We start from the raw sequence: 16,922 nt of genomic DNA on the forward strand, positions 1-16,922 counted from the left end.
CTTTCCGGGGGCCGTGTCGTAGACTGACACGTCGGCTCTCGCATGTCTTCCGGCATGCCCAGAGCCGATCAAGGTAGCCGATCCCGAAAGCAGGACATGGCCAAAAAGCAAGGCGCCATCGAAATCGAGGGCACCGTGATCGAGTCTCTGCCGAACGCCATGTTCAAGGTGGAGCTCCAGAACGGTCACAAGGTCCTCGCGCACATCAGCGGCAAGATGCGGATGCACTACATCCGTATCCTTCCGGATGACCGGGTCGTCGTGGAGCTGTCTCCGTACGACCTGACGCGCGGACGGATCGTCTACCGATACAAGTAGATCTCAAGACCCGGAGAACCTGACATCCCATGAAGGTCAAGCCGAGCGTCAAGAAGATCTGCGACAAGTGCAAGGTGATCCGCCGCCACGGCCGGGTCATGGTCATCTGCGACAACCTGCGCCACAAGCAGCGCCAGGGCTGACGTACGACCTGCTCCTTCTGCACCGCCGTAGAGATTCGCGCGACGCACACACGTACATACGCAGTACCCGTCCCCCGCACGCAGGGGACGACACCCCCGGCGGAGGCCGGGGACCCGTCCGGTACCTGACACGGCCGCCGGGAACCGGTACTGCGGAAGACCTCCGACTTCACCAGGAGCCACACACATGGCACGCCTTTCAGGCGTTGACCTCCCGCGCGAGAAGCGCGTGGAGATCGCCCTCACCTACGTCTTCGGCATCGGGCGCTCGCGCTCCCAGGAGATCCTGAAGAACACCGGTGTGAACCCCGACATCCGCGTGCGCGACCTTCCCGAGGAAGACCTCGTCAAGCTCGCCAAGTGGGTCGACGACAACTACACGACCGAGGGTGACCTCCGTCGTTCGGTGCAGGCCGACATCCGCCGCAAGGTGGAGATCGGCTGCTACCAGGGTCTTCGGCACCGCCGCGGCCTGCCCGTCCACGGGCAGCGCACTCACACCAACGCCCGCACCCGCAAGGGCCCGCGTCGCGCCATCGCCGGCAAGAAGAAGCCGGGCAAGAAGTAGTCCTCAGCAGGACCCATCCAGCGGTCTTCGCTCGTAGGACCGACCACCTCCACCAGGAGAACGTGACACATGCCTCCTAAGGGCCGTCAGGGCGCAGCCAAGAAGGTGCGCCGCAAGGAAAAGAAGAACGTCGCTCACGGGCACGCCCACATCAAGAGCACGTTCAACAACACGATCGTCTCGATCACCGACCCCTCGGGCAACGTGATCTCCTGGGCCTCCGCCGGCCACGTCGGCTTCAAGGGCTCGCGCAAGTCCACCCCCTTCGCCGCGCAGATGGCCGCCGAGTCGGCCGCCCGCCGCGCGCAGGAGCACGGCATGCGCAAGGTCGACGTCTTCGTGAAGGGTCCCGGCTCCGGCCGCGAGACCGCGATCCGCTCGCTCCAGGCCACCGGCCTCGAGGTCGGGTCGATCCAGGACGTCACCCCGACCCCGCACAACGGCTGCCGCCCGCCGAAGCGCCGCCGCGTCTGACCAGCTGATACAGGAGAACTGAGACAATGGCGCGTTACACCGGGGCCGACTGCAAGCGATGCCGTCGGGAGAAGCAGAAGCTCTTCCTCAAGGGAGCCAAGTGCGAGAGCGCGAAGTGCCCGATCGAGATCCGTCCTTACCCCCCGGGTGAGCACGGACGCGGGCGCACCAAGGACAGCGAGTACCTGCTTCAGCTGCGTGAGAAGCAGAAGTGCGCGCGAATCTACGGTGTCCTCGAGAAGCAGTTCGTGAACTACTACAAGGAAGCGAACCAGAAGTCCGGCAAGACCGGTGAGAACCTGCTTCGCATCCTCGAGACCCGCCTCGACAACGTGGTCTACCGGGCCGGCTTCGCCAAGTCCCGCGACCACGCCCGTCAGCTGGTCCGTCACGGACACATCACCGTCAACGGCCGCAAGAACGACATTCCGTCGGCTCGCGTCGCTGTCAGTGACATCGTCGAGGTCCGCGAGTCGTCCCGCAACCTGACCCCGTTCGCGGTGGCGCAGGGCGAGGCCGGCGACAAGACCGTGCCGGCGTGGCTCGAGGCCAACGCGGGCAAGCTGCGGATCCTCGTGCACAGCCTGCCCGAGCGCCAGGTGATCGACACCCAGGTGCAGGAGCAGCTGATCGTCGAGCTCTACTCCAAGTAGCGGCTCACGGTCACGGGCGGTGCGGCCGCCGTCTCACGACGGTTTCGCCGTGCCGCCCGTACCCTCGTAGTACAGGGGGCGTCAAATAGCGGGCGCCCACGACAGAAGGACCACAGAACATGCTGATCGCTCAGCGTCCCTCGTTGACCGAAGAGGTCGTCGACGAATTCCGCTCACGGTTCGTGATCGAGCCGCTGGAGCCGGGCTTCGGCTACACCCTCGGCAACTCCCTCCGCCGTACCCTCCTCTCCTCGATCCCGGGTGCCGCCGTCACCTCGATCCGGGTCGACGGTGTCCTGCACGAGTTCACCACCGTGCCGGGCGTCAAGGAGGACGTGACCGACGTCATCCTCAACATCAAGCAGCTCGTCGTCTCCTCCGAGCACGATGAGCCGGTCGTGATGTACCTGCGCAAGCAGGGCCCGGGTGTCGTCACCGCCGCCGACATCGCGCCGCCGGCCGGTGTCGAGGTGCACAACCCCGACCTGGTCCTGGCCACGCTCAACGCCAAGGGCAAGCTGGAGATGGAGCTGACCGTCGAGCGCGGTCGCGGCTACGTCTCCGCGGTGCAGAACAAGCAGCAGGGCCAGGAGATCGGCCGCATCCCGGTCGACTCCATCTACAGCCCCGTGCTCAAGGTCACCTACAAGGTCGAGGCGACCCGTGTCGAGCAGCGCACCGACTTCGACAAGCTGATCGTCGACGTCGAGACCAAGCAGGCCATGCGCCCCCGTGACGCCATGGCGTCCGCGGGCAAGACCCTGGTCGAGCTGTTCGGCCTGGCCCGCGAGCTGAACGTCGACGCCGAGGGCATCGACATGGGCCCGTCCCCCACGGACGCCGCCCTGGCCGCTGACCTGGCGCTGCCGATCGAGGAGCTGGAACTCACCGTCCGCTCCTACAACTGCCTCAAGCGCGAGGGCATCCACTCCGTGGGTGAGCTCGTCGCCCGCTCCGAGGCGGACCTGCTCGACATCCGCAACTTCGGTGCGAAGTCGATCGACGAGGTCAAGGCGAAGCTGGCCGGCATGGGCCTGGCCCTCAAGGACAGCCCGCCCGGATTCGACCCGACCGCCGCCGCCGACGCCTTCGGCGCCGACGACGACGTCGACGCCGGCTTCGTGGAGACCGAGCAGTACTGATCGCCTCCGGCGGTCGGGAGTCATGAGGGTGCGCCCTCTCGCGGCATTCCTGCCGCGGGGGGTCCGCCCCCGGGGACGACCGGCCGCCCTCGCAGGACCAACGGCAGCAGCCCCCTCAGGGGCGCCGGCTGCACCGCGCGGCGAACCGCAACCCCGCCAGGGGCGCGGGGAACTGCGCGACCAGCCACGCACGACCGTCGTGTGGCGACGAACCGCAGCCCCCCAGGGGGCGCGGGGAACTGCGCGACAAGCCACGCACGACCGTCGTGTGGCGACGAACCGCAGCCCCGCAGGGGCGCGGGGAACTGCGCGAGCAACCACCCACCGGGCGGTGGTCCGGATCGGACCGATCAGCCCCTTCGGGCCGGTGACGACCCGCGCCCCCGGTGGGGGCTTGTCGCGCAGTTCCCCGCGCCCCTGCGGGGGCGCCCTGCCGGGCGCGAAGAAGCCCGCTCGTTGCGGGGGCGCCCTGCCGGGCGCGGAGAAGCTTCCCGGGGCGCGAGCCTCGGGCATTCCGGGGCGAGCCCGGAGACCCACGAGCTGGCAGCCGCCAGTTCGCACTGACACCGGTACCTGATACGGCCGGTGCAGCGTAGAAGGAGAAAGACCATGCCTCAGCCCGCCAAGGGTGCCCGTCTGGGCGGCAGCGCCGCGCACGAGAAGCTGCTCCTCGCGAACCTCGCGAAGGCCCTTTTCGAGCACGGCCGCATCACCACCACCGAGGCCAAGGCGCGCCGGCTGCGCCCGGTCGCGGAGCGCCTGATCACCAAGGCGAAGAAGGGCGACATGCACAACCGTCGCCAGGTGCTGCAGACGATCACGGACAAGAGCATCGTGCACACGCTCTTCACCGAGATCGGCCCGCGGTACGAGAACCGCCCGGGTGGCTACACCCGTATCACCAAGATCGGCCCCCGTCGCGGCGACAACGCCCCGATGGCGGTCATCGAGCTGGTCGAGGCCCTGACCGTGCAGCAGTCCGCTGTCGGTGAGGCCGAGGCCGCGACGAAGCGTTCCGCGAAGGACACCGCGGGTGATGACGCTCTGGCCGACCTCAAGAAGGACGAGGCCGTCGAGGACGCCAAGCCCGCCGCGGACGCGGACGCGGCCGAGGAGTCGGACGAGGCCAAGGACGCCTGAGGCGTCCGACAGGTTCGACGGGCGGACCCGTACCCCCTGGGGGTGCGGGTCCGTTCCGTTCCCCCATGGTGAGGAGCTACGCGTGAGCGACGATGCGGCACCCGGTTTCACCCGGGTCCGGCTCGACCTGGCATACGACGGGGCCGAATTCTCCGGGTGGGCCAAGCAGCGCACCCGCCGTACGGTGCAGGGCGAGCTGGAGTCGGCGATCACCACGGTGCTGCGGCTGCCGGAGCCGGTGGAGCTGACCGTGGCGGGGCGCACCGACGCCGGTGTGCACGCCCGTGGGCAGGTCGCGCACGTCGACCTGCCGGCCGAGGTGTGGGACGCCGAGCGCGACAAGCTGCGCAGGCGGCTGGCAGGGCGGCTGCCCTGGGACGTCCGGGTCTTCGGCGTCCGCGAGGCGCCCTCCGGCTTCAACGCGCGCTTCTCCGCGGTCTGGCGCCGGTACGCCTACCGGGTCGGCGACCACCCCGGCGGCGTGGACCCGCTGCTGCGCGGGCACGTGCTCTGGCACGACCGGCCGGTCGACGTCGACGCGATGAACGCCGCCGCGAAGCTGCTGCTCGGCGAGCACGACTTCGCCGCCTACTGCAAGAAGCGGGAAGGCGCGACCACCATCCGTACCCTGCTCGACGTGCACTGGGAGCGGGGCGCCGACGGTGTCGCCGCCGCCACCGTCAGGGCCGACGCCTTCTGCCACAACATGGTGCGGGCCCTGGTCGGGGCGATGATCCTGGTCGGCGACGGGCACCGTCCTGTCGCCTTCCCCGCGGAGGTCCTGGCCGGACGGGTGCGGCACTCGGCGGTGAACGTCGTGCGGCCGCACGGGCTGACCCTCGAAGAGGTCGGCTACCCCGCGGACCACCTGCTCGCGGCCCGCAGCCGCGAGGCCCGCAACATGCGGTCACTGCCGGGGTGCGCCCCCTCCTGAGGCCTCACGCTCCTGAGGCCTCACCGCTTGCGCTCGACGCGGCGCTCGTCCCAGACGGGTTCCGTGGTCTCGCGGACCAGGCCGTCGGAGCCGAAGACCAGGTAGCGGTCGAAGCTGCGGGCGAACCAGCGGTCGTGGGTCACGGCGAGCACGGTGCCGTCGTAGGACTCCAGGCCCTCCTGGAGGGCCTCCGCGCTCTCCAGGTCCAGGTTGTCCGTCGGCTCGTCCAGCAGCAGCGCCGTGGTGCCCTCCAGCTCCATCAGCAGGATCTGGAAGCGGGCCTGCTGGCCGCCGGACAGCTTGTCGAAGGGCTGGTCGCCCTGCCGCTCCAGCTCGTAGCGGCGCAGCACCGACATCGCCCGGCCACGGTCCCTGGAGTGCTCCGTCCACAGGATGTCCACCAGCGGGCGGCCGCGCAGCTCCGGGTGGGCGTGGGTCTGCGCGAAGTGGCCGGGCACGACGCGGGCGCCCAGCTTGTACGTGCCGCTGTGCGCCACGCCCTCGTCGCCCGCGAGCAGCCGCAGGAAGTGCGACTTGCCCGAGCCGTTCGAGCCGAGCACCGCGACCCGCTCGCCGTAGAAGACCTCCAGGTCGAACGGCTTCATCAGGCCGGTCAGCTCCAGCTTCTCGCAGGTCACCGCGCGTACGCCGGTCCTGCCGCCCTTGAGTCGCATCTTGATGTCCTGCTCGCGCGGCGGCTCCTGCGGGGCGCCCGCGTCCTCGAAGCGCTTCAGCCGGGTCTGGGCCGCGTGGTAGCGGGACGCCATGTCGGGGCTGTTCGCCGCCTGCTGCCGCAGCCGCAGCACCATCGCCTTGAGCTTGGAGTGCTCCTCCTCCCAGCGGCGCCGCAGTTCCTCGAAGCGCGCGAAGCGCTCCTTGCGGGCCTCGTGGAAGGTGTCGAAGCCGCCGCCGTGCACCCAGGTCGTGGAGCCCGCGGGCCCGGTCTCCACGCTGACGATCTTCTCCGCGGTGCGCGACAGCAGCTCGCGGTCGTGGCTGACGAAGAGCACCGTCTTCCTGGTGGCGGCGATCTGCTCCTCGAGCCAGCGCTTGCCCGGCACGTCCAGATAGTTGTCCGGCTCGTCGAGCAGCAGCACCTCGTCAGGGCCGCGCAGCAGCGCTTCGAGCACCAGCCGCTTCTGCTCGCCGCCGGAAAGCGTCTTGACCTCGCGCCACTGGGCCCGCTCGTAGGGGACGCCGAGTGCCGCCATCGTGCACATGTCCCACAGCGTCTCGGCCTCGTAGCCGCGCGCCTCCGCCCAGTCGCCGAGCGCGTGCGCGTACGCCATCTGCGCGGGCTCGTCGTCCTGCGCCATGATCGCCAGCTCCGCCGCGTCCACGGCCTGCGCGGCCGCGCGGATACGCGGATGCGCCACGGACACCAGCAGGTCGCGCACGGTCCTGTCGTCCCGCACGCTGCCGATGAACTGCCGCATCACGCCGAGTCCGCCGCTGACGGTGACCCCGCCGCCGTGCGGGGTGATCTCTCCCGAGATCAGCCGCAGCAGCGTGGTCTTGCCCGCGCCGTTCGGTCCGACCAGCGCCACGGCCGCGCCGTCGCCGACGCGGAACGAGACGTCGCCGAGCAGCGCCCGCCCGTCCGGCAGGTAATACTCCAGGTGCGCCGCTTCCACATGTCCCATGGCCTGAATTCTCCCGTGCGGCAGGAGTGCGCCCAACCAGTTTTCCCCGAGCAGCCGTACAGCCGGCGCCGGTGACGGCCCCCGGTAGGCCCGCGGCCGCACCGGCAATATGATGCGCGACATGACCGATGGCCCCGGGCAGCAACCGCCGCAGGAACCGCGCAGGAACGCCGATGGCACGGGCGAGCGCGAAGTGCTGGAGGGACGCGTCATCCCCTCCCGTACGCAGGCCGAGAGGGACGCGGACCCGCGTCGGCAATTCCGCCGGCAGTCCCCACCGCCGCAGGCCCCCGAGGCCGGCCCCGCCTGGTCCGCCCAGGCCGACGCGGCCTCCCAGAGCGCCCCCCAGGCGCAGGTGCAGGGCGGCCAGTCCTGGGCCGCGGAACCGCAGCAGCCCGCCCTGGACCCCACACCCGGGCACGCGGACCCGGCGACCCAGATCATCCCGGCCCACTCGGCCCAGCCGCAGGCCCCGGCCGAGCAGCAGCCGTACGCGGGCGGGCCGCAGGCGCCGGTGGAGCAGCAGCAGGGGTACGCGGGCCAGCAGCCGTACGCGGGCGGGCCGCAGGCGCCGGTCGGGCAGCAGCAGGCGCCGCAGGGGTACGCGGGCCAGCAGCAGCCCCATGCGGGCAGGCCGCAGCCCTTCACGGGGGCGCCGCAGGCGCCGATGGAGCCACAGCAGCGGTACGCCGCCCAGCAGCAGACGCCGCCGCAGCAGCCGCAGGCGCCCGCGCAGCCGTACGCCGCCCAGCAGCAGGCCCAGGCGCCGCAGGCGCCCGTCCCCGCGCAGGCCGCGCCGCAGCAGGCCGCGGCCCCGGCGGCGCAGCCACGCACCCCCGAGCGGGCGGCGCAGGCGCCGGCCGAGGGCGGTGCCGGGCGGGTGCCGTTCGGGGGCGGCAGCGGGTCGCGGGCCGGGTCGCGCGCGGAGGCGCGGAGGTCGGGCGGCGGCCTCGGCGGCGGGGCGGCCGAGCCCGCCACGCCTGACTGGGGCGCGCTGGCCGAGCAGCAGGAGGCCACCGGCGCCCGCAAGCGCAGGGTCCTGATGCTCGTGGGCGGGATCGTGGCGGTCGCCGTGATCGCCGGCGGTGTCGCCACCGCCGTCGTCATGTCGGGCAAGAGCGACGACAAGGCGGTCGCGGGCCCTTCCTCCTCGGCCACCGCGACCGCGAGCCAGCAGTCGCTGCCGCCCCTGCCGTCCTTCTCCTCGGTCGCCCCGCCGCCCCCGGCGAACCCGCTGGACTACCTGAACACCGCGGCCAAGGACAAGGCGCCGCTCACCCCCGACTCCCTCTTCCCCGGCAAGCAGTTCGTCTGGCAGGGCCGCACGTACGCCAAGACCCGCAGCGACGTCACCACCTCCTGCGCGAAGAACGCCAGGAAGGCCGTCGCGACGGCCCTCACCGCCAACGGCTGCCAGAAGCTGATACGCGCGACGTACACGCAGGGGGCCCTCGCCGTGACCGTCGGCGTCGCCGTCTTCCCCGACAACGCGCACGCGAAGAAGGTGGGGGGCGTCTCGCAGTACCTGGCTCCGCTCAACGGCGCGGGAGTCGCCGACTTCTGCCACGCCGTCCGCTGCCAGATGACGGCGAACTCCGTCGGGCGCTACGCCTACTTCGCCATCTCGGGCTTCAAGAACGGCACGACGCTCGCGGCGAACGACACGCTGGGCAAGCAGGCGGCCAACGACGCGTCCGACTTCGCCTTCAGCCGCATCGTCCAGCGCGGAAAGGACGCGGCCGCGGCGGACCCCGCACGCCAGTAGCCGGCGGTCGCGGTCGTCAGCCTTCCGCGGCGCCGTGGATCGGCAGGGGCGAGGTCGCGGCCAGGCGGCGGCCTGAGCCGCCCCAGCGCAGCGCGATGACCTCGGCCATGATCGCCACGGCCGTCTCCTCGGGGGTCCGTGCGCCCAGGTCGAGGCCGATGGGGGAGGCGAGACGCCCCAGGTCGGCCTCGGGGACACCGGCCTCGCGCAGCCGTCGCAGCCGGTCCTCGTGGGTGCGGCGGCTGCCCATCGCGCCGATGTACCTGGCGGGTGTGCGCAGCGCCCGCTCCAGCAGCGGGATGTCGAACTTCGGGTCGTGGGTGAGCACGCAGATCACCGTGTCGCCGTCGGCCGGGGCCCGGTCGAGGAAGCGGTGCGGCCAGTCCACGACCACCTCGTCGGCGTCGGGGAAGCGTGCGCGGGTCGCGAAGACGGGGCGGGCGTCGCAGACGGTGACGTGGTAGCCGAGGAAGCGGCCCATCCTGGCCACCGCGCCGGCGAAGTCGATCGCGCCGAAGACCAGCAGCCGCGGCGGCGGCGCGAAGGACTGCACGAAGACGGACAGGTCCTCGCGGCGCTCCTCGCCGGCCCGCCCGACGCGTACGACCGCGCTGGCGCCCTGGGCCAGCAGGCCGCGGGCGCGGGCGGTGAGCGCCGCGTCGAGCTCCGGGCCGCCGAGGGTGCCGGCGGCGGAGTCGGGGGTGACGACCAGGTCGCGCTCCGGCGGCCCGCCGGGCCCGGCGGCGTGTTCGGAGATCAGGGTGGCCACCGCGGCCGGCCGGCCCTTCCCGATGGCGTCGAGCACGTCGGGGAGCAGCCGGAAGTGGCCGCGGCCCGCCGGGCGGACGAAGACCTCCACGGTGCCGCCGCAGGTCAGGCCGACTCCGAAGGCGTCGTCGTCGCTGATCCCGTAGGACACCAGGGCGGGGCGGCCGGTGCCGATCACCTCGCGGGCCAGCTCGTAGACCGCGCTCTCCACGCAGCCACCGGACACGCTGCCCAGGACGTCGCCGTCCTCCGCGACGGCCATCGCAGCGCCGGGACGGCGCGGCGCGGACTTCCAGGTCCGCACCACGGTGGCCACGGCGAACCGCTTCCCGGCTGCCTGCCATGCGGCCACGCCCCCGGTGATGTCCCGCATGCACGCGCTCCTGTCGACGAGCCGATCGCGCCTCCCCATGATCGCCCGGCGGCCCGCTCCGGCCGTTTTGACCCGCCGGGGGCCACCCGGGTATTCTTCGGGTTCGTTATGCGTATTGGCTTGCTCTATCTCACGTGAGGGGCCCTTACGCCGGTTCACCGGGCCGATGACCAGCGGCAGGCAGGCGGGTTGCGTCCCCGTCCGCGGCCAAGGCTGTCGTGATCGTCCGGGTGGCCTTGTCAGGACCCTTCCCCACCGCCCTCGCGGCGGGTCAGGGGAAACCACTACTGAGAAGAAGCGAAGGCTACGACCGTGCGTACGTTCAGCCCCAAGCCCGGCGATGTCCAGCGCCAGTGGCACGTCATCGACGCGCAGGACGTTGTCCTGGGCCGTCTGGCCACTCAGGCCGCCACCCTTCTGCGGGGCAAGCACAAGCCCATCTACGCGCCCCACGTCGACACCGGTGACTTCGTCATCATCATCAACGCCGACAAGATCCACCTCTCGGGTAACAAGCGGACCCAGAAGATGGCCTACCGCCACTCGGGTTACCCGGGTGGTCTGCGTTCTGTGCGCTATGACGAACTGATGGAGAAGAACCCGGAGAAGGCCGTCGAGAAGGCCGTCAAGGGCATGCTCCCGAAGAACACCCTGGGCCGTCAGATGCTCTCGAAGCTGAAGGTCTACTCGGGCGACCAGCACCCGCACGCTGCCCAGCAGCCGGTGCCGTTCGAGATCACCCAGGTCGCGCAGTAGTTCCGGCCACCAGCTACCAGAAAGAACCTGAGGAGAATCGTGGCTGAGACCACTGCCGAGACCGTCATCGAGGGCGACGAGTCCTACGAGGAGATCACCACCTTCGAGTCCGAGGCCGTCGAGGGGGAGTACACCTCCGAGTCGCTCGCCTCGCGCTTCGGCGACCCGCAGCCGGCTGCCGGCACCGGCCGCCGCAAGCAGTCCATCGCCCGCGTCCGTATCGTCCCGGGCAGCGGCAAGTGGAAGATCAACGGTCGCACCCTCGAGGGCTACTTCCCGAACAAGGTGCACCAGCAGGAAGTCAACGAGCCCTTCAAGGTGCTCGAACTCGACAACCGCTACGACGTCATCGCCCGCATCAGCGGCGGCGGCATCTCGGGCCAGGCCGGCGCGCTGCGCCTCGGTGTGGCCCGTGCGCTGAACGAGGCCGACGTCGACAACAACCGCGGCCCGCTCAAGAAGGCCGGCTTCCTGACCCGTGACGACCGCGCGGTCGAGCGGAAGAAGGCCGGTCTGAAGAAGGCCCGCAAGGCGCCGCAGTTCAGCAAGCGCTAAATCGCACCCGGCACCCGTTGCCGCTGCTTTTTCGCCGTTGCACGACGCCCCGGAGGCACACCATCGCCTCCGGGGCGTTCGCATGTGGCGCCGACGTCGTATATCTGTGGTGATACGACTGGTACAACCAAGTACGGGGCGCCAAACGTCAAGCACCAGGCAGGTGCGCAACCGCGCACGCGGCGCGGCGCCCGGCACCTGCGTACCAGTGGCCGGGCACGGCCGAGACGGCAGAGCCGCCGTATCGCATCGGAGGACACACAGTGGGACGACTCTTCGGTACCGACGGGGTGCGTGGCATCGCCAACGCGGACCTCACCGCCGAGCTTGCGCTCGGCCTGTCGGTCGCGGCAGCGCATGTGCTCGCCGAGGCGGGCACCTTCGCCGGGCACCGGCCGGTCGCGGTGGTGGGGCGCGATCCACGCGCCTCCGGTGAATTCCTGGAGGCCGCCGTCGTGGCGGGCCTCGCGAGCGCGGGCGTGGACGTCCTGCGGGTCGGTGTGCTGCCCACCCCGGCGGTGGCGTATCTCACCGGCGCGCTGGGCGCCGACCTCGGCGTGATGCTGTCCGCAAGCCACAACGCGATGCCGGACAACGGCGTCAAGTTCCTGGCGCGCGGCGGCCACAAGCTGGACGACGACCTCGAGGACCGGATCGAGAAGATCTACGAGGAGCACAGGACCGGCGCCCCCTGGCTGCGGCCCACCGGGGCGGGCGTGGGCCGGGTGCGGGACTACGACGAGGGCTTCGACCAGTACGTCGCCCACCTGATCGGCGTGCTCCCCAACCGGCTCGACGGGCTCAAGGTCGTCCTGGACGAGGCGCACGGCGCCGCCTCCCGGGTCTCGCCCGAGGCCTTCTCACGGGCAGGGGCCGAGGTCGTCACCATCGGCGCCCGCCCCGACGGCCTCAACATCAACGACGGCTGCGGATCCACCCACCTGGACCTGCTCAAGGCCGCCGTCATAGAGCACGGCGCCGACTTCGGCGTCGCGCACGACGGCGATGCCGACCGGTGCCTGGCCGTGGACGCCGCGGGCGAGGAGGTCGACGGGGACCAGATCCTGGCGATCCTCGCGCTGTCGCTGCGCGAGCGCGGCGAGCTGCGCGGCGACACCGTCGTCGGCACGGTGATGTCCAACCTGGGCTTCAAGCTGGCCATGGAGCGCGAGGGCATCACCCTGGTGCAGACCGCGGTCGGCGACCGCTACGTGCTCGAAGCGATGAAGGAGCACGGCTACGCGCTCGGCGGCGAGCAGTCCGGCCACGTCATCGTGCTCGACCACGCCACCACCGGCGACGGCACCCTGACCGGGTTGCTGCTCGCGGCCCGGGTGATGGCGACAGGGCGGACGCTGGCCGATCTCGCCGCCGTCATGCAGCGGCTGCCCCAGGTGCTGGTGAACGTGCCGGACGTCGACAAGAGCCGCGCCGGGACCTCGCCCGAGCTGCTGGCGGCCGTCGCGGAGGCGGAGGCGGAGCTCGGCGCGACCGGGCGGGTGCTGCTGCGCCCCTCGGGCACCGAGCCGCTGGTCCGCGTCATGGTGGAGGCCGCCGACATCGACCACGCCAGGTCGGTCGCGGGCCGCCTCGCGGACGTGGTGAAGTCCACCCTGGGCTGAGCCGGCCGGCTCACGTCGTCACGCCGCCGCCGGGGCCCGCGGGCTCCGCGGCGGCGTCACAGCTTGCGCAGTGACAGCCGCTGCACCTTGTGGTCCTGGTTCTTGCGCAGCACCAGGGTGGCCCGGCTGCGGGTCGGCAGCACGTTCTGCTGGAGGTTGGGCCGGTTGACCGTCTGCCACATCATCCGGGCGTAGTCCATCGCCTCGTCCTCGGCCACCCGGGTGTACTTCGTGAAGTACGAGTCGGGGTTCTGGAAGGCGGTCTCCCGCAGCTTGCGGAACCGCCCGAGATACCACTGCTCGACGTCCTCGGTGCGGGCGTCGACGTAGACGCTGAAGTCGAAGTAGTCGGCGAGCCCGATCCTGGTGCGGCCGTCCTGCCCCGGCAGCGCGGGCTGGAGCACGTTGAGGCCCTCGACGATGAGGATGTCGGGCCTGCGGACGGTCAGCAGCTCGCCCGGCACGATGTCGTAGAACAGGTGCGAGTAGACCGGCGCGGTGACCTCGGCCTTGCCGGACTTCACATCGGCCACGAAACGCGTCAGCGCCCGCCGGTCGTAGGACTCGGGGAAGCCCTTGCGCGACATCAGGCCGCGCCGCTGCAGCTCGGCGTTGGGCAGCAGGAAGCCGTCGGTGGTGACCAGCTCCACCCGCGGGTGCTCCGGCCAGCGGGCGAGCAGCGCCTGGAGGAGGCGGGCGGTGGTGGACTTGCCCACCGCCACGCTGCCGGCCACGCCTATCACGAACGGCGTGCCCGGCTGGGGGTCGCCCGCCGCGCCGGCCAGGAAGGTGTTCAGGGCGCCGCGCAGGCCGCTGTGCGCGGCGACGTACAGGTTCAGCAGCCGGGACAGCGGCAGGTAGACGTCCACCACCTCGTCCAGGTCGATGACGTCGCCGAGGCCGCGCAGCCGCTCCACCTCGTCCGCGGTCAGCGGCAGCGGGGTGCGGTCCCGCAGAGCGCTCCACTGCTCCCTTGTCAGGTCGACGAAGGGGCTGGCGGGCGCGGTCGGCGTGGTCGTCACGTGAAGCATCCTCGCAGGGCACGGGCAGCGTGCGTACGGCGGGCGGACCCGGCAGGATCCGCCGGGCAGGCCCTAAGCTGGCCCGCATGTGCGGCGACGTGGAGTGCACCGGGGGCGGGCGGGACTTCGTGGCGGCGGTCAGGACAGGGTCCGGCCGCGGCACCCCGGCGGTCGTCCGATGATCGTCGGGGTCGGCATCGACGTCGCCGAGATCGAGCGGTTCGCCGCCGCCCTTGACCGCACCCCTGGCCTGGCGGAGCGCCTCTTCACCCCCGCCGAGCTGCTGCTGCCCTCCGGCGCCCCGCGCGGCCTGGCCTCGCTCGCCGCCCGTTTCGCGGCCAAGGAGGCGCTGGCCAAGTCCCTCGGCGCCCCGGCGGGACTGAGCTGGCTGGACGCCGAGGTCACCACGGAGCCGTCCGGCCGCCCCCGGCTGGCCGTCAAGGGCACGGTCGCCGCGCGCGCCGCCGAACTCGGCGTCGCCGGCTGGCACCTGTCGCTCAGCCACGACGCGGGCGTCGCGTCCGCCGTGGTGATCGCGGAGGGCTGAACCGGGGCCGGGGTGCCGCGGCGGCAGGCGGTACGTATCGTCGGACGCAGGGCCGACGGGAGGGTTCGCGATGAGGTACGCGCATACGGTGCAGGCAGTTCGGGACGCGGAGGGTGCGCTCATGGCGCGGCTGCCGGAGGGCGCGCTGATGCAGCGGGCCGCCGCCGGGCTCGCCGCGGTCGGCGCCGACGTGCTCGGGCGGGTCTACGGGTCCAGGGTCGTGGTGCTCGCGGGCAGCGGCAGCAACGGCGGCGACGCCCTCTACGCCGGTGCGCGACTCGCCCGGCGCGGGGCCGGCGTCACCGCGGTGCTGCTCTCGCCCGAGCGGGCGCACACCGGCGGGCTCGCGGCGCTGCGGGCCGCGGGCGGCCGGGTCGCGGGCGTGGAGGACGGGCCCGCCGCGGTCGCCAGGGCCCACCTCGTCTACGACGGCATCGTCGGCATCGGCGGCAAGGGCGGGCTGCGCCCGGAGGCCGCCGGCCTGATGCGGGCGGCATACGACGCGCGGGCCGCGGTCGTCGCCGTCGACCTGCCGAGCGGTGTCGACGCCGACACCGGCGAGGTCGGCGGGGACGCCGTCCGCGCCGATGTGACCGTCACCTTCGGCACCTACAAGCCGGGGCTGCTCATCGACCCCGCCGCCGGACTCGCGGGCGCCCTGCGGCTCATCGACATCGGCCTCGACGCCGACCTCGGCGCACCCGCGATCGAAGCGCTCCAGCACGCCGACGTGGCCGCGATGCTGCCGCAGCCGAGCGGCGAGAGCGACAAATACCGGCGCGGCGTGGTGGGGGTCGTGGCCGGCTCCGACCGCTACCCCGGCGCGGCGGTCCTCGCCGTCTCCGGCGCGCTGCGCGGCGGCGCGGGGGCCGTCCGCTACGTCGGCGGCGGCGCCGGGGCCGTACTCGCCCGGCACCCCGAGACGCTGGTCTCCACCGGCTCCCCGCACGCCGCCGGGCGGGTGCAGGCCTGGGTCGTCGGCCCGGGGCTCGGCGACTCCGCCGCCGCCAGGGCCGCGGTCGCCGAGGTGCTGGCCGCGGACGTGCCGGTGCTCGTCGACGCCGACGGGCTGCGGCTCATGGACCGGGACGCCGTCCTGGCACGCAGCGCCCCGACCGTGCTCACCCCGCACGCGGGAGAGGCGGCGGCGCTGCTGGGCCGGCCCCGCGAAGCGGTCGAGGCGGGGCGCCTGGACGCGGCGCGCGCCCTGGCCGCCGCCTTCGGGGCGACGGTCCTGCTCAAGGGGTCCACGACCCTCGTGGCGCCGCCCGCCGCGGACGGCCCGGTGCGGGTCAATCCCACCGGTACCGCCTGGCTGGCCACCGCGGGCAGCGGCGACGTGCTCTCCGGCCTCACCGGATCCCTGCTGGCCGCGGGCCTGGCCGCACCTGACGCCGCCTCGGCCGGCGCCTACCTGCACGGTCTCGCGGCCCGGCTGGCGAGCGGGCCGCTCGCGGCCATGGACGTGGCCGAGGCCATCCCCGCCGCCTGGCGCGGCGTCTTCCCCCCGGCCCGCTGACCTGCCGCCACCCGGCGGGCGGCGGGGGCGCCGTGGCGCACCGCCGCCGGTGGGGTCTCGTGCGGGTCGCCCGGCGGACCCGAGGAAGGCACCAGCGAGGCGGAGGGTCGCGGCCCCGCCGTATCGGGTGGCGGGGCCGTTCCTCTGGCCCTGGGAGGCGGCTCCCACCCGCCGTACTCCCGTGCCGGGGAGGGGACTTCAGGCGCGTGGGGGCCGGTCCTGATCCGGTGTCCAGGACCGCGGGCGCCAGGGCCGGCGGGTCCGACGGGGGCCGGGCGGCTCCCTCCTGACCATGGGTCCGGCAGCGGGACGGCGCCGAGGCGTGCCCGCGGGCTTCGTAGGATCGGCTCATGAGCGAATCCGCGGTGACGACCGACGAGCCGAACCGTCTGCTTGCGCTGTCCGACGGAGTCTTCGCGATCGCCATCACCTTGCTGGTGCTCGACATCAGCGTCCGGCAGGGGCTCGACCCGGCCGAATTCCGGCACGCGCTGCGGGAGACGGTCGACTCCCTGCTGGCGTACGGGCTGAGCTTCGTGGTGATCGCCGCGCTCTGGCGCGACCACCGGCGGATCTTCGGGAAGGTCGTCAGAGCCGACGAGGTGCTCGTCCGGCTCACCCTGCTGGGCCTCGGACTCGTCGCCCTGATGCCCTTCCCCACCACGCTCCTGGCGGACTACGGCAGCCAGCCCGAGGCGGTGGCGATCTACGCGGGCGCCGTCGCCGTGGTCGACGCCGTGCACCTCGGCCTGCTGCTGTACGTGGCCCGCCGCCCGCAGCTGCTCAGCAGCCCGCTGTCCGCCGCCAGCGTGCGGCTGCTGTCCGCCGACCTGGGCGCGACGATCCTCGTCTTCGTCGTCTCGGTGCCGCTGGCCTTCGCCTCGCCCGCGGGCGCCAAGTGGTGCTGGGTCGTCCTGATCCCGATCAGGGTGGTCCTCGGCCGGTTGCGCAGGCGGCGCCGGGCGGCGTAGGGCGGGTCC

18 protein-coding genes are annotated in these 16,922 nt (G+C 72.4%); 15 read left to right on the forward strand and 3 right to left on the reverse strand.

Features of this window, described 5'->3' with window-relative positions; translation table 11 throughout:
• Window positions 1–96: 96 nt before the first annotated feature.
• From infA to truA, 8 genes are all read left to right on the forward strand, one after another.
• Window positions 97–318 carry a translation initiation factor IF-1 gene (infA, locus tag ACGFMP_RS20410; RefSeq protein ID WP_003956442.1) on the forward strand — a complete coding sequence of 74 codons (222 nt, stop codon included), beginning with the start codon at window positions 97–99 and terminating at the stop codon, window positions 316–318.
• Between the two features lie 29 nt (window positions 319–347).
• Window positions 348–461, forward strand: a complete 114-nt coding sequence (gene rpmJ, locus ACGFMP_RS20415; RefSeq protein WP_003956441.1) for a 50S ribosomal protein L36 — start codon at window positions 348–350, stop codon at window positions 459–461.
• A gap of 187 nt (window positions 462–648) precedes the next feature.
• Window positions 649–1,029, forward strand: a complete 381-nt coding sequence (gene rpsM, locus ACGFMP_RS20420) for a 30S ribosomal protein S13 (protein ID WP_393674081.1) — start codon at window positions 649–651, stop codon at window positions 1,027–1,029.
• A 69-nt stretch (window positions 1,030–1,098) separates the two neighbouring features.
• Complete coding sequence (gene rpsK, locus ACGFMP_RS20425; protein ID WP_003956432.1) at window positions 1,099–1,503, forward strand: 30S ribosomal protein S11; 405 nt, start codon at window positions 1,099–1,101, stop codon at window positions 1,501–1,503.
• 26 nt (window positions 1,504–1,529) lie between these two features.
• Window positions 1,530–2,156, forward strand: a complete 627-nt coding sequence (gene rpsD / locus ACGFMP_RS20430; protein WP_327289199.1) for a 30S ribosomal protein S4 — start codon at window positions 1,530–1,532, stop codon at window positions 2,154–2,156.
• Window positions 2,157–2,275: 119 nt separating this feature from the next.
• On the forward strand, window positions 2,276–3,298 hold the full coding sequence (locus ACGFMP_RS20435) for a DNA-directed RNA polymerase subunit alpha (RefSeq protein ID WP_033177813.1): 1,023 nt from the start codon (window positions 2,276–2,278) through the stop codon (window positions 3,296–3,298).
• A 609-nt stretch (window positions 3,299–3,907) separates the two neighbouring features.
• Window positions 3,908–4,438 carry a 50S ribosomal protein L17 gene (gene rplQ / locus ACGFMP_RS20440; protein ID WP_393674084.1) on the forward strand — a complete coding sequence of 177 codons (531 nt, stop codon included), beginning with the start codon at window positions 3,908–3,910 and terminating at the stop codon, window positions 4,436–4,438.
• Window positions 4,439–4,520: 82 nt separating this feature from the next.
• Window positions 4,521–5,372: a tRNA pseudouridine(38-40) synthase TruA gene (gene truA, locus ACGFMP_RS20445; protein ID WP_393674086.1), complete on the forward strand. Its 852-nt coding sequence runs from the start codon at window positions 4,521–4,523 to the stop codon at window positions 5,370–5,372.
• 20 nt (window positions 5,373–5,392) lie between these two features.
• Here truA and ACGFMP_RS20450 read toward each other — a convergent pair whose 3' ends face one another.
• Window positions 5,393–7,015: an ABC-F family ATP-binding cassette domain-containing protein gene (locus tag ACGFMP_RS20450; protein WP_393674088.1), complete on the reverse strand. Its 1,623-nt coding sequence runs from the start codon at window positions 7,013–7,015 to the stop codon at window positions 5,393–5,395.
• Window positions 7,016–7,136: 121 nt separating this feature from the next.
• Between ACGFMP_RS20450 and ACGFMP_RS20455 the strand changes: the two genes are divergently transcribed.
• Window positions 7,137–8,780: a hypothetical protein gene (locus ACGFMP_RS20455; protein ID WP_393674090.1), complete on the forward strand. Its 1,644-nt coding sequence runs from the start codon at window positions 7,137–7,139 to the stop codon at window positions 8,778–8,780.
• A gap of 16 nt (window positions 8,781–8,796) precedes the next feature.
• Here the strand turns inward: ACGFMP_RS20455 and ACGFMP_RS20460 are convergent, their stop codons facing one another.
• Complete coding sequence (locus ACGFMP_RS20460) at window positions 8,797–9,921, reverse strand: XdhC family protein (protein WP_393674091.1); 1,125 nt, start codon at window positions 9,919–9,921, stop codon at window positions 8,797–8,799.
• A 312-nt stretch (window positions 9,922–10,233) separates the two neighbouring features.
• Here ACGFMP_RS20460 and rplM point away from each other — a divergent pair, with 312 nt between their 5' ends.
• The 3 genes from rplM (at window position 10,234) to glmM (ending at window position 12,854) form a co-directional block, all read left to right on the forward strand.
• Window positions 10,234–10,677 carry a 50S ribosomal protein L13 gene (gene rplM, locus ACGFMP_RS20465; protein WP_393674093.1) on the forward strand — a complete coding sequence of 148 codons (444 nt, stop codon included), beginning with the start codon at window positions 10,234–10,236 and terminating at the stop codon, window positions 10,675–10,677.
• Window positions 10,678–10,716: 39 nt separating this feature from the next.
• Entirely contained in the window at window positions 10,717–11,232 is a 516-nt protein-coding gene (rpsI, locus tag ACGFMP_RS20470) for a 30S ribosomal protein S9 (protein WP_033177818.1), read from the forward strand.
• Between the two features lie 263 nt (window positions 11,233–11,495).
• The gene (gene glmM, locus ACGFMP_RS20475; RefSeq protein WP_393674095.1) at window positions 11,496–12,854 is read left to right on the forward strand and encodes a phosphoglucosamine mutase; all 1,359 of its coding nucleotides are present in this window, start codon (window positions 11,496–11,498) and stop codon (window positions 12,852–12,854) included.
• Window positions 12,855–12,910: 56 nt separating this feature from the next.
• On the opposite strand, the gene coaA is transcribed toward glmM, so the two are convergent.
• Window positions 12,911–13,885, reverse strand: coding sequence for a type I pantothenate kinase (gene coaA / locus ACGFMP_RS20480; protein ID WP_393674097.1), 975 nt, complete (start codon window positions 13,883–13,885; stop codon window positions 12,911–12,913).
• 169 nt (window positions 13,886–14,054) lie between these two features.
• On the opposite strand from coaA, the gene ACGFMP_RS20485 reads away from it, so the two are divergent.
• From ACGFMP_RS20485 to ACGFMP_RS20495, 3 genes are all read left to right on the forward strand, one after another.
• A complete protein-coding gene (locus tag ACGFMP_RS20485; protein WP_393674099.1) occupies window positions 14,055–14,423 on the forward strand; it encodes a holo-ACP synthase in 369 nt (122 codons plus the stop codon).
• 70 nt (window positions 14,424–14,493) lie between these two features.
• Window positions 14,494–15,942 carry an NAD(P)H-hydrate dehydratase gene (locus tag ACGFMP_RS20490; protein WP_393674101.1) on the forward strand — a complete coding sequence of 483 codons (1,449 nt, stop codon included), beginning with the start codon at window positions 14,494–14,496 and terminating at the stop codon, window positions 15,940–15,942.
• A 350-nt stretch (window positions 15,943–16,292) separates the two neighbouring features.
• The gene (locus tag ACGFMP_RS20495) at window positions 16,293–16,913 is read left to right on the forward strand and encodes a TMEM175 family protein (protein ID WP_393674102.1); all 621 of its coding nucleotides are present in this window, start codon (window positions 16,293–16,295) and stop codon (window positions 16,911–16,913) included.
• The last annotated feature ends 9 nt before the right edge of the window (window positions 16,914–16,922 follow it).

The organism is Streptomyces sp. NPDC049040 (genome assembly GCF_043197715.1).
Lineage (GTDB): Bacteria > Actinomycetota > Actinomycetes > Streptomycetales > Streptomycetaceae > Actinacidiphila.

Excerpts from the sequence above, each read along its gene's own strand:
- ACGFMP_RS20495 (WP_393674102.1), top strand. The coding sequence starts at position 16,293 with ATGAGCGAATCCGCGGTGACGACCGACGAGCCGAACCGTCTGCTTGCG.
- ACGFMP_RS20490 (WP_393674101.1), top strand. The coding sequence starts at position 14,494 with ATGAGGTACGCGCATACGGTGCAGGCAGTTCGGGACGCGGAGGGTGCG.
- ACGFMP_RS20485 (WP_393674099.1), top strand. The coding sequence starts at position 14,055 with ATGATCGTCGGGGTCGGCATCGACGTCGCCGAGATCGAGCGGTTCGCC.
- ACGFMP_RS20450 (WP_393674088.1), bottom strand. The coding sequence starts at position 7,015 with ATGGGACATGTGGAAGCGGCGCACCTGGAGTATTACCTGCCGGACGGG.
- rpmJ (WP_003956441.1), top strand. The coding sequence starts at position 348 with ATGAAGGTCAAGCCGAGCGTCAAGAAGATCTGCGACAAGTGCAAGGTG.
- ACGFMP_RS20460 (WP_393674091.1), bottom strand. The coding sequence starts at position 9,921 with ATGCGGGACATCACCGGGGGCGTGGCCGCATGGCAGGCAGCCGGGAAG.
- ACGFMP_RS20435 (WP_033177813.1), top strand. The coding sequence starts at position 2,276 with ATGCTGATCGCTCAGCGTCCCTCGTTGACCGAAGAGGTCGTCGACGAA.
- ACGFMP_RS20455 (WP_393674090.1), top strand. The coding sequence starts at position 7,137 with ATGACCGATGGCCCCGGGCAGCAACCGCCGCAGGAACCGCGCAGGAAC.
- rpsK (WP_003956432.1), top strand. The coding sequence starts at position 1,099 with ATGCCTCCTAAGGGCCGTCAGGGCGCAGCCAAGAAGGTGCGCCGCAAG.
- rpsM (WP_393674081.1), top strand. The coding sequence starts at position 649 with ATGGCACGCCTTTCAGGCGTTGACCTCCCGCGCGAGAAGCGCGTGGAG.
- rplQ (WP_393674084.1), top strand. The coding sequence starts at position 3,908 with ATGCCTCAGCCCGCCAAGGGTGCCCGTCTGGGCGGCAGCGCCGCGCAC.
- infA (WP_003956442.1), top strand. The coding sequence starts at position 97 with ATGGCCAAAAAGCAAGGCGCCATCGAAATCGAGGGCACCGTGATCGAG.
- rpsD (WP_327289199.1), top strand. The coding sequence starts at position 1,530 with ATGGCGCGTTACACCGGGGCCGACTGCAAGCGATGCCGTCGGGAGAAG.
- coaA (WP_393674097.1), bottom strand. The coding sequence starts at position 13,885 with ATGCTTCACGTGACGACCACGCCGACCGCGCCCGCCAGCCCCTTCGTC.